Below are 11,757 nucleotides of genomic sequence, written 5' to 3' on the forward strand. Positions count from 1 at the left end.
ATGTTATTTACTTTCATTTTCATATTCTTCGATGTGTTCAAATTCAGGATAGTGCTTTTTGGCTTTAGACCACATAAAATAGAGTGCTGGAATTACAAATAAGGTTAGAACTAAAGAAAAGATAGTTCCTCCTACAATAACAACTCCCATACCAATTCTACTGGTAGACGCTGCGCCAAGTGACATGGCAATAGGCAAAGCACCAAGTGAAATCGCTAAACTGGTCATTAAAATAGGTCTTAAACGTGCTTCTGAAGCTTCTAGAATGGCTTCTAGTTTCGGTTTTCCCTGTTCTCGCAGTTGGTTGGCAAATTCTACAATTAAAATTCCGTTTTTAGTTACTAATCCAATCAACATTACGGTTCCAATTTGACTAAAGATATTCCACGTTTGATCAAATAGCCACAAGGAGAATAAAGCACCTGCAACGGCCATAGGAACGGTTAGAATGATGATAAACGGATCGATAAAACTTTCAAACTGAGCTGCCAGAATTAAAAAGATTAATAATAAAGCCAATCCAAAAGCAAAAGAAGTATTAGAACTACTTTCGACAAAATCTCTGGATTCACCCCCTAAATCGGTTGTAAACGTATCATCAAGGACTTTGGCTTTAATTTTTTCCATTGCTTCAATTCCGTCATTGATACTTTTGCCTGGAGCTAGACCCGCAGAAACCGTTGCTGACATGAATCGGTTATTATGATACAACTGAGGTGGCTTGCTTTGCTCTTCAATACTTACAATGTTATCCATTTGAATTAAATCCCCTTTGTTATTTTTAACATACATTGAGGTTAAATCCAATGGTTTTGAACGATCTTGTTGATCAAATTGTCCAATTACTTGGTATTGTTTCCCTTTTTTCATGAAATAACCAAAACGTTGTCCACTTAAGGAAAGCTGTAATGTTTGTGCAATATCAATAACCGATATCCCTAAACTTTCTGCTTTTTCACGATCAATAGTAACGTTAAGTTCAGGCTTATTAAACTTTAGATTCACATCAGACATTGAAAAAGTAGGATCGTTATCCACTTCGTCCATAAACACGGGAATTTTCTCTTCTAGCTTACTAAAGTTTTGAGTTTGTATAATGTATTGTATTGGTAAACCGCCACGTCTGTTTACAGAAATAGTAGGTTGTTGCGTGACAGATGTTTTGGCATTTGGATATTGTTTGGTCCATTTGGTCAGATTGTCTGCAATTTCTTCTTGAGACAACTTTCTTTCGCCAGGTTCTTTTAGCGACAGACGTACAAAACCACTATTTACGGAAGAAGATCCAAATCCAGGTGAGGTAACCACTAAACTTACTTTTTTTTCAGGTATAGAGTCATCTACTAACTTAGAGATTTCTTGCATGAAACGATCTGTATATTCGTAGCTGGATCCTTCTGGAGCAGTTATTCTTAGTATTAAAGAGCTACGGTCGTCATAGGGAGCCGTTTCTTTTTGAATTAAATTATAAAAAACAAAAATTAATGCAAAACAAGCGAATAGAATGGGGAAACTCCACCATTTTTTAGCCATAAATCTCCCTAATGCATCGGCATAATTGCTGTTTAATTTTTTGAAATAAGGTTCGGTTAAATTGTAAAATTTAGATTTTTTTTGTTCGCCTCCTTTCATCAAATAGGCATTCAACATTGGTGTTAATGTCAACGATACAAAAGCCGAAATTAAAACGGCAGCACCTATGACGACTCCAAATTCCCTAAATAAACGTCCCACAAATCCTTCGAGAAATATAACGGGTAGAAATACGGCGGCCAGCGTAATCGAAATAGAGATTACAGCAAAAAATATTTCGTTTGATCCTTTGATAGCCGCTTCAATAGGCGTCATGCCTTCTTCTACTTTTTTAAAGATGTTTTCAGTTACCACAATTCCGTCATCGACAACTAAACCAGTAGCTAGAACAATCGCCAATAGGGTTAATACATTAATCGAAAAACCAAACAACCACATGATAAAAAAGGTAGCGATTAAGGAAACGGGAATGTCAATCAATGGTCTAAAAGCGATTGCCCAGTCTCTAAAGAATAAATAGATGATTAGAATTACTAATAATATTGATATTCCCAATGTTTCTGCTACTTCAAGTACTGATTTTTTTACAAAAATGGTATTGTCTAGTGCGATATTTAATTTGATGTCTTTTGGCAGGTCTTTTTTTAAGGCTTCAAATTGCTCGTAAAAAGATTTAGAAATGTCGAGATAATTGGCTCCGGGACGAGGAACAATAGCTAGACCAACCAAAGGTAATCCTGACTGACTTAATTTAGTTTCAATATTTTCTGGCCCAAGAACGGCAGAGCCAATATCGCTTAAACGCACAATTTTTTCTCCTTCAGAAAGAATGATGATATTATTAAATTCTTCGGCTGTAGATAAGTTTCCAACGGTTTTTACGGTCAATTCAGTATTGGCACCCGTCAATTTTCCAGAAGGTAATTCGACGTTCTGTTTTCCTAGGGCAGTTCTGACCTCAGCTACTGTTAGTCCATAAGAAGCTAGTTTTATTGGGTCAATCCACAAACGCATGGCGTATCTTTTTTGTCCCCAAATTTGAACACCACTCACACCAGGAATCGTTTCCAGACGTTGCGAAATCACATTCTCAGCATAATCACTCAATTCGAGTTGACTTCTGGTGTCACTTTGTACCGTCATGGAGATAATCGCATCACTATTGGCATCAGCTTTAGAAACCACAGGCGGTGCGTCAATATCCTGCGGTAAGCTTCGAATAGCTTGTGATACTTTGTCACGAACATCGTTTGCCGCTTCTTCAAGATCTTTATCCAAGTTGAATTCTACCGTAATCGAACTGCTTCCCTGAGAACTGGAAGAGGTAATATTCCTAATTCCGTCAATGGAATTAATCGCTTTTTCAAGCGGTTCCGTGATTTGGGACTCAATAATATCTGAGTTGGCTCCCGTATAATTTGTTCTGATGGAAACTTGTGCCGGATCTATCGAGGGAAATTCACGAACGCCAAGGTAGGTGTATCCTATTATACCAAATAATACGATTGTTAAATTCATAACAATGGTCATCACTGGTCTTTTTATGCTTAATGTAGATAAACTCATTTTTTATGGGATTAATAACATATCGTTACTGGACTAGAAGTAGACTAATAGTATACTTATTCCGAATAACTTTAAATTATTTGATGATTACTTTTACGGGAGTTTCATTTTTTAAAGACATAACACCACTTGTAATTACGGTATCACCTGCTTTTAACCCAGACAAAATCAAGAGAGAAGCATCTGTTCTTGTAGCAGTTTCAACCATAACTTCCTTGGCTTTGCCAAAATCAGAAATAAATACTTTTTTTCCGTTTTGCACTGGAATTACGGCTTGTGTGGGAACCACAATCGCATCTTTAATGACAGCAAGTGGCAACTCAACATCTGCAAAAGTACCAGGTAATAACTTTCCATCTTTATTCTCGGCAATGGCACGAACTTGTAGGGTTCTCGTTGAAACTTCAACCGAAGGTTCGATGGCATAGATGGTAGCGGTATATTTTTCAGTAGATCCACTCACTTTAAAACTTAGTATCGTATTGTTTTTTATTTGATTTGCATATTTTTCAGGTATTGAAAAAGTGATTTTTAACTTTCCAATATTAACCAAGTTAGCTACTAAAATAGCGGGAGTAATATAGGTTCCCACTGAAATAGAACGCAATCCAATTCTTCCAGAGAATGGTGCTCTAACTGCTGTTTTGGCTATTTGTGCCTTAATCAATTGGCTTTGTGCCTTCATTGAAGCGTATTCGGCTCTGGCGACATCATATTCTTCCTGGCTGATGGCTTCTTTTTGCAATAAAAGCTTGGCTCTTCTTTCATTTTCGGATGCTAAGCTTTCTTTAGTATTTGCTTGACTCAACTGGGCTCTTAACTCTCTGTCGTTAACTTTAAAAAGTAATTGTCCTTTACTAACATTGCTTCCTTCTTGAAAATTGATGCTTTCTACAATACCTGAAACCTCAGAGCGGATTTCTACTTGCTCATTGGCTTCAATAGAACCCGAAAGGGACAGATTATTATCAAAAGTTTCCGGCTGTACTACAATTCCAGATAAACGCATCGCTTTTGGTTTTCCTGATTTGCTATTGTCTAGTTTTGAATCTCCTTTATTTTCGATAATTCGGTAGCTGATGAAAGCACCAAAACCAACAATGAGTAAGCCGTAAACTAAGTATTTTATTTTCATGGTTATGTAGTAAAGTAGGATTAGGTTTCAATTTTTTTTGTTAAAAAAACAAATTTAAGTTTTACAATTGGAATACATAATAGGTTTGTTTTAATTTAACACTTGTACATACAACTATTTCTAAAATAGTATATAAAAAAGCCTAATCCTTCAGTTAATGACGATTAGGGAGTTTCTTTTAAATAATAAAACGTAAAGCCGAGAGAAATTTCTAATTCAGAGACCTATTGTCTCTGAATTAGACGTCAAAAAAAGCCAAAGGTTTAATGCGATGTTAAAAAAAAACTAAATTTCATGAAAAAATATCAACTGATGTAATTCCAGATGTTTTTCTTTTTAGTCAACTCAATGTAAACACTTCTTAAAGTAGCGTGTTCTGGTTTTTGCAAAGGGGCATCATCAGTTAGGATTTTTATGGCTTTTTCTCTGGCTAAAGCCAAAATATCTCTGTCCCGAACAATGTCGGCAATTTGAAGGTTTAAAACGCCACTTTGCTGCGTTCCCATAAGGTTTCCTGGACCGCGGAGTTTTAAATCGACTTCGGCAATTTCAAAACCGTCATTGGTACTTACCATAGTTTCCATTCGTGTTTTGCTGTCAGAGCTTAATTTGTGGCTGGTCATCAGGATGCAATAGCTCTGGTCAGCACCACGACCCACACGACCGCGCAACTGGTGTAGTTGTGAAAGCCCAAAACGTTCCGCACTTTCGATAATCATTACCGAAGCATTAGGAACATTTACCCCAACTTCAATAACAGTTGTAGCAACCATAATGTTAGTTTTCCCATCAGAAAAGCGTTTCATTTCAGCATCTTTATCGGCTGGTTTCATCTTTCCGTGCAAAATAGAAATGGAATAATCAGGCAAAGGGAAATCACGGGAAATGCTTTCATAACCATCCATTAAGTCTTTGAAATCCATTTTCTCCGATTCTTGTATTAGCGGATAGACAATATATATTTGTCGGCCTAAACCAATTTCATCTCGAATAAATTTCCAAACTTTTAAGCGATTGCTGTCAAAGCGATGCACGGTTTGAATGGGTTTTCGTCCCGGAGGCAATTCGTCAATAACTGAAATATCCAGATCGCCATACAAACTCATCGCCAGCGTTCTCGGAATAGGAGTGGCGGTCATTACCAAAATATGTGGCGGAATTTCGTTTTTCTTCCATAATTTAGAACGCTGCTCTACCCCAAAACGGTGTTGCTCATCAATTACAGCCAAGCCTAAATTTTGAAATTTCACTTTGTCTTCTAATAATGCATGTGTACCAATCAATATTTGTAAACTTCCGTTTTCTAGTTCTTCGTGAATGATTCTTCTAGCAGCAGTTTTACTCGATCCTGTGAGTAGTTTTATATTCAGATTCAGCTTTTCAGCCAATTCTGATAACCCTATAAAGTGCTGATTTGCTAGTATTTCTGTTGGCGCCATCAAGCACGCCTGAAAGCCATTGTCGAGTGCCAGCAGCATGCTCATAAAAGCCACAATCGTTTTTCCAGAACCTACATCGCCCTGCAATAAACGATTCATTTGGGCATTGGTTCCCATGTCTGTTCTGATTTCTCTGATCACCCTTTTTTGTGCTCCGGTGAGCTCAAAAGGCAGATGGTTTTGGTAGAAATCATTGAAGTTATCACCTACAATAGAAAAAGGATGTCCCTTTATTTTGTGTTTTTGAACCAGATTTTTGGTGATTAATTGTAACTGGATAAAGAATAATTCTTCAAATTTTAATCGGAATTGAGCTTTCGCCAAAGCTTCTGCGCTTTTGGGAAAATGAATGTTGAATAAAGCTGCTTTTTTAGGAATCAGTTGTAATTCCTGCATTAGATAATCCGGCAGGGTTTCAGTAAACAACGCTTGAGTTTCCATAAAAAGCTGTTGCATTAATTTATTGATCACCCGGTTTGAGATTCCTCGATTTGTCAGGGTTTCGGTCGAAGGATAGACTGGCTGCATCGCAGAACGCAAACTTTGTTCGTGCTCGCTCATCGCTTCAATTTCGGGATGGGCCATATTGTAGGCGCCGTTAAACGAAGTGCATTTCCCGAAAATCACGCTAATTTCGTTTAGCTTCAACGATTCCCTAATCCATTTTTGTCCCTGAAACCACACCAATTCCATTTGTCCAGTATCATCTACAAAAGTAGCGACGAGGCGCTTCCTGCCTTTGGCAAATTCGACAGTTTTGATATTTATGATTTTACCAATAATTTGTACTTCGGCCACATTGTTTTGCAACTCGTTGATTTTGTAATAACGCGTTCGGTCAATATAGCGGTTTGGGTATAAATTGATTAAATCCTTATACTTATGAATCCCTAATTCCTTGCGCAGCAATTCGCCCCGATTTGGACCAACGCCTTTTAGGTATTCGATAGGAGTAAGTAGGAGGTTGTTCATTTGGATTTTTTAGAAAATAGAATAAATAGAATAGAATTATAGACCTCAGAACTCTTTACTCTATCTTCTAATTGCTTTCTTCTTTTTAAAAGACGAAGATAGTTTTTTGTTTGGAATTTAGAAAATGAGAGTGGATTAAAGTCGTGTAAGAAAAAAGTGTATATTTAATGCATTATATTTAAACCTTAATCACAATGGCTAAATTATCAGGTATTTCTGTTCTGTTTTTTTGCGTTACCGCTTTAATGTATGCTCGAAAAAATAAAGAACCATACAAATTTATTGAAGATATCAATGCAAAAGTTGAAATAGATACTGTACCATGGAAGTATCAACTAGCGGCAACCAATCTCGCTACTATTGGTGATTATAAAAAAGCATTAGAAATGTGGGATAAACAGGGAGGAAGTGTTCCTGAACTTTCAAAAAAAGACAGTTTGAATTTTATGCAATTCAAACCTAAAGATGCTAAAGATTACATTATTAACCGTGCTAAAAAAGAACGTCTTGTAATTATTAATGAAGCACATAATAATGCTAACCATAGAGTTTTTACCACTTCATTATTAAAAGGGTTGTATAAAAATGGCTATCGTTTTCTAGGTGTTGAAGCCCTAGATGATACGTTGATAAATAAGAGAAAGTTTCCTATTATGGATGGAGGAAGCATTTATATTCAAGAATCACAATATGCAAATTTATTAAAAGAAGCCTTAGATCTTGGTTTTACCTTGTTCAACTATGAATATAAATATGTAAAAGGGAAGACTGCGAAAGACAGAGAAATGGAGCAAGCCCAAAATATTGCTAAAATGATGAAGGAAAATCCTAAAGCTAAGTTTTTGATACATTGTGGTTATGATCATCTAAATGAAGGAACTCCAGGTATTAAAAGTTGGGAGAAAGCTATGGCCGCAAGAGTAACTGAAATGACCGGAGTTAATCCATTTACAATTGATCAGATTATTTGTTCAGAGAGAGGAAACGCAGCTTGGAATAATTCATACATAAAACTCGCTAATGCTAAAACAAGTGTAATTATGGTCAATGCAAAGGGCGAAGCGTTTAATGGGCCTGCCAGTAGTGCTAGAGCTGATTGCAGGGTTATTCATCCTGTTACGCTTTATGAAAATGGAAGGCCAAGTTGGTTAACTTTAGAAGGAAGAAGAAAAGTATATACCATTAAAAAAGATTCTATTACTGAATTCCCTGTATTGGCTTTAGCCTATCGGATTAATGAATTTGAAAATGAAGGGATACCTGCTGATGTCATCGAAATAGAAAATAAAGAGCAAGTTGCAAATATGATTTTACATAAGGGAATGCATCGAATAATTATAAAAAATAGAAATTATGAAACTATTTTAGATTATCAAAAACAAATTAAATAGAAAATACAATTTCTTATGAAATAGTTTTAGCATCAGTTAAAACGGTAATTTTTTAAAAGAAATATGGGAACAATTTACCTATTTTTGAAAGTTGTTTTAGTAATTAAATAGAGAAAAATGGTTATCGATAAAATTGAAAACTATACCCTTTATGCAAATTTGACAGAAAGATTAGCAAAAGGATTTGAATTTATTATAAATACAGATTTAGTCCAAATAGAACCTGGGACTTATGAAATTGAAAATAAGGCTGTTTTTGCTATTGTTCAGGACTATGATACAAAAGAAATAAAAGATTGTGTACTAGAAGGTCATACTAAATATATCGACATTCAATATATAGTTCAGGGAACCGAATTGATGGGAGTTGTAATCAAGAAAGATCAGAAAGCAATTAGCAGCGATTTAGACAAAGATTATACGTTCTATGAGGGAATAACTTCCTTCGTGAGGGTAGAGGAGGGGATGTTTACTATATTTTTTCCTGATGATTTACATATGCCCTGCATACAAGCAGGCGAAAGTTCAAGAGTTAAAAAAGTGGTTGTGAAAGTACTGATTTAATGTGTTAAGTAATTTTTTGCAGGACTATTAAACTTAGTATTTAGATATAATCGTCTCTTTAACCGATTATGTTTGCTATCGCTTAATTTAACGATAATTTAATATATCGTCATATTTAACGATATTTTTATTATCTTGCTTAAAATTTTAGGATATGAAGGCAGTTATCACAGGTGATATTATTAACTCCAGAAAAGTTGCTTCGGCATTATGGATGGGGGATTTAAAGGATATTTTGAAGGACTATGGAAACGAACCTAAGGACTGGGAAATCTATAGGGGCGACAGTTTTCAGCTAATAATCAATCCTGTTGATGCACTCGAAATTGCCTTGTTAATCAAGGCCGCTATCAAACAACACAAAACGCTCGATGTTCGTCTGGCAATAGGAGTAGGTACTGTCGATTATACTGCTAACAAGGTAACGGAATCGAATGGTACTGCTTTTGTAAATTCAGGAGAATCTTTTGAAGGGTTAAAAAAACAGACATTGGGAATACAAACGCCTTGGTCTGGGTTCAACGAAACCTTTAGGATTATCTTTCAATTAGTGGTTTTGTTTGCAGATAATTGGACGACTACCTCCGCCGAAATTATAAAAAAAGCTTTAGAAAACCCAGGTATTAATCAAAAGGAACTGGCTCTCGCTTTAAACAGAAAAAGCCAAAGTTCGATTAGTGCTTCTCTAAATAGAGCAGGGTATGAGGAGTTAAAAAATGTGATTGAGTATTATAAACAAGAAATTAAGAAACAATGGTAGAACTATCTTTAATGCTTGTTTTAGCTCATTTAATCGGCGACTTTTTATTGCAGCCCGCTGCTTGGGTCAAGGATAAGAGAAAATATAAAATCAAATCAAAATACCTGTATCTTCATCTGTTAGTGCATTTTATACTCTTGCTATTGATCACAAAATTTAATACCGAATACTTGTTGGCGCTAATTGTGATTGTTGGCAGTCATTTTGTCATTGATTGTGCCAAATTATATTTCGAAAAAAAGAAAACGGTGAAAATCTGGTTCTTCACAGACCAGTTATTGCACTTAGCCGTAATTGCCGCCGTAGTACGGTACTATTATCCTTTTAAAATCGATTTTGAAGCAGTGTATTCGACTAAAAGCCTCGCATTACTAACAGCAATTGTTACCGTAACTTATGTGAGTGCGATCGTGTTGAAAATGATGTTATCTAAATGGAGTGATCAAATCAGTAAAAATAATAATGACGATACAAATAATGCTGGAAAATATATTGGGATTCTAGAACGACTATTTATTTTCTTTTTCGTAGTGATTAATTTTTGGGAAGGTATCGGATTTTTATTGGCAGCAAAATCCATTTTTAGGTTTGGAGATCTTAAAGAATCTAAGGATGTCAAGCTTACTGAATACATCTTGATAGGAACTTTATTGAGTTTTGGGCTGGGCATTTTGTGCGCTATGGTTTATAAATATTTTACGTAACCTAAACAGAGAAACGTTACAACTAATAAAATTATAAAGTATGAATGATTTTGATAAGGGACCTGATAGAAAGACTATTTCGGAAAAAGATCTCTTTAAGAAAATAATTTTAGCTCCAAGAGAAGCTTTTAGATTTATTAATGACTACAAATATGAAAAGCATTTATATATACTATTATTTCTTGCTGGAATAGTTCGATCTTTCGATAGAGCTTCTAGTAAAAACATGGGAGATAATTATTCTATTTGGGCTATAATTGCAATAGGTGTAATTGCTGGAGGACTTTTTGGGTGGATTAGCTATTATATTTATGCAGCATTAATAAGTTGGTCTGGTAAGTGGATGAATGGAAAAGGGAATACGGAATCCATATTAAGAATTCTAGCTTATGCATTGTTTCCTTCAATCCTAAGTTTAATTATACTTATTCCTCATATAGCAATTTATGGTAACGATATATTTAAATCTGAAAATGGTTTTTATAGCTCAGGATTAGTTGATAGTATTATTTATTATAGCTTTACTTTTATCGAGATTATTTTCGGGATTTGGTCAGTAGTATTATGTGTGATTGGAATATCAGAAGTGCAGAAACTATCTATTAGTAAATCTATTTTAAATCTTATTTTACCCGTAATTTTAGTAATATTTTTGATGTTGATTTTATTTTTACCGTTTCAACTTTTCAATTAAAAGTGATTATCCTTCTATAAAATGCTTGAATTTTAAGTAAACTAGCGAGCCGAAGTCTTCTGACTTCGGTTTCTTATTTTTGTTCAAAAAACAGAACGATACTATTTTATTTAATTCGTTGCTTTCATTTTGAAATCAAATCCTTTTAAGGTTCTATATTTTTAACTTTTAATTGTCGTAAAAGTAAGTTAAATATTATGTTATAAATTAAAACGTGTAGTTTATCGATTATTTTAGTCTGTTTAACGGAATTGTATGTATGTTTGAAAAGAATTAGAACACATACTAAATACAACATTAAAGAAGTTTGCCCCACAATCTACTTTAAACTTAAACTACTGAATTATGAAAAGAAATTTACTTAAAGCAATACTTTTAACAGCAGTTATTTTTACTTTAAATTCATGTTCTTCAGATGCTTCTGAAGCATCTACAGTAGAAGCAAAATCACAAGTTGTTGTAAACTATACGTATACTGCTAGCGAATTAGAAACAATGAAACTGATCAATGACTATAGAGTAAGTGTTGGTCTTAGCGCATTAGAACCAATTAATTTTATCTCTGTTAAATCAGAAGGACACGATAATTATATGATCTCTAATAATGTGGTAAATCACGATGGTTTTGTAGATCGTTCTGAAAATATAATAAAAGCACTAGGAGCTAAAACAGTAGGAGAGAATATAGCTTATAATTATAATACTCCTCAAGCAGCCATCAATGCTTGGTTGAATAGCCCAGGTCACAAAGAAAATATAGTTGGTAATTTTACTCATTTTGGAATTGCAATAAGAGAAAATCCTGTAACAGGTAAAAAATATTACACTAACATTTTTGCAAAAATATAATTCGATTATTTTTTTAAATTAGAGGTTGTCTTCCCCAAGTCGCAGCCTCTTTTTTTGTTTTAACAAAGTAAGAGACTATTTATTTAAATATCAGCTTTTAATATTTATTGCAGCAGCTGTTATGCTGGTATTTACTAAGTATACGCAGAA

General features: G+C 34.6%; 9 protein-coding genes. 6 read left to right on the forward strand and 3 right to left on the reverse strand.

Annotated features, from left to right (window positions below):
- Window positions 1-3: 3 nt before the first annotated feature.
- The 3 genes from AAC069_RS16115 to recG all read right to left on the reverse strand — a co-directional run bounded on the left by AAC069_RS16115 (window position 4) and on the right by recG (window position 6,645).
- Window positions 4-3,099: an efflux RND transporter permease subunit gene (locus tag AAC069_RS16115; protein ID WP_339921464.1), complete on the reverse strand. Its 3,096-nt coding sequence runs from the start codon at window positions 3,097-3,099 to the stop codon at window positions 4-6.
- A 76-nt stretch (window positions 3,100-3,175) separates the two neighbouring features.
- Window positions 3,176-4,234 carry an efflux RND transporter periplasmic adaptor subunit gene (locus AAC069_RS16120; RefSeq protein ID WP_339921465.1) on the reverse strand — a complete coding sequence of 353 codons (1,059 nt, stop codon included), beginning with the start codon at window positions 4,232-4,234 and terminating at the stop codon, window positions 3,176-3,178.
- Between the two features lie 305 nt (window positions 4,235-4,539).
- Window positions 4,540-6,645 carry an ATP-dependent DNA helicase RecG gene (recG, locus tag AAC069_RS16125; protein WP_339921466.1) on the reverse strand — a complete coding sequence of 702 codons (2,106 nt, stop codon included), beginning with the start codon at window positions 6,643-6,645 and terminating at the stop codon, window positions 4,540-4,542.
- Window positions 6,646-6,839: 194 nt separating this feature from the next.
- On the opposite strand from recG, the gene AAC069_RS16130 reads away from it, so the two are divergent.
- The 6 genes from AAC069_RS16130 (at window position 6,840) to AAC069_RS16155 (ending at window position 11,607) form a co-directional block, all read left to right on the forward strand.
- Window positions 6,840-8,036 (forward strand): hypothetical protein, encoded by a 1,197-nt coding sequence (locus AAC069_RS16130; protein ID WP_339921467.1) that lies wholly within the window; start codon window positions 6,840-6,842, stop codon window positions 8,034-8,036.
- Between the two features lie 117 nt (window positions 8,037-8,153).
- Entirely contained in the window at window positions 8,154-8,600 is a 447-nt protein-coding gene (locus AAC069_RS16135) for a YhcH/YjgK/YiaL family protein (protein WP_339921468.1), read from the forward strand.
- Between the two features lie 154 nt (window positions 8,601-8,754).
- Window positions 8,755-9,360, forward strand: coding sequence for a transcriptional regulator (locus AAC069_RS16140; RefSeq protein ID WP_339921470.1), 606 nt, complete (start codon window positions 8,755-8,757; stop codon window positions 9,358-9,360).
- A complete protein-coding gene (locus AAC069_RS16145; protein ID WP_339921471.1) occupies window positions 9,354-10,064 on the forward strand; it encodes a DUF3307 domain-containing protein in 711 nt (236 codons plus the stop codon). The genes AAC069_RS16140 and AAC069_RS16145 overlap by 7 nt, the downstream gene beginning before the upstream one ends.
- 40 nt (window positions 10,065-10,104) lie before the next feature.
- Complete coding sequence (locus AAC069_RS16150; RefSeq protein ID WP_339921472.1) at window positions 10,105-10,758, forward strand: Yip1 family protein; 654 nt, start codon at window positions 10,105-10,107, stop codon at window positions 10,756-10,758.
- Window positions 10,759-11,103: 345 nt separating this feature from the next.
- Window positions 11,104-11,607 carry a CAP domain-containing protein gene (locus AAC069_RS16155; protein ID WP_339921473.1) on the forward strand — a complete coding sequence of 168 codons (504 nt, stop codon included), beginning with the start codon at window positions 11,104-11,106 and terminating at the stop codon, window positions 11,605-11,607.
- Window positions 11,608-11,757 lie beyond the last annotated feature (150 nt).

This window comes from uncultured Flavobacterium sp. (assembly GCF_963974175.1).
GTDB lineage: Bacteria > Bacteroidota > Bacteroidia > Flavobacteriales > Flavobacteriaceae > Flavobacterium.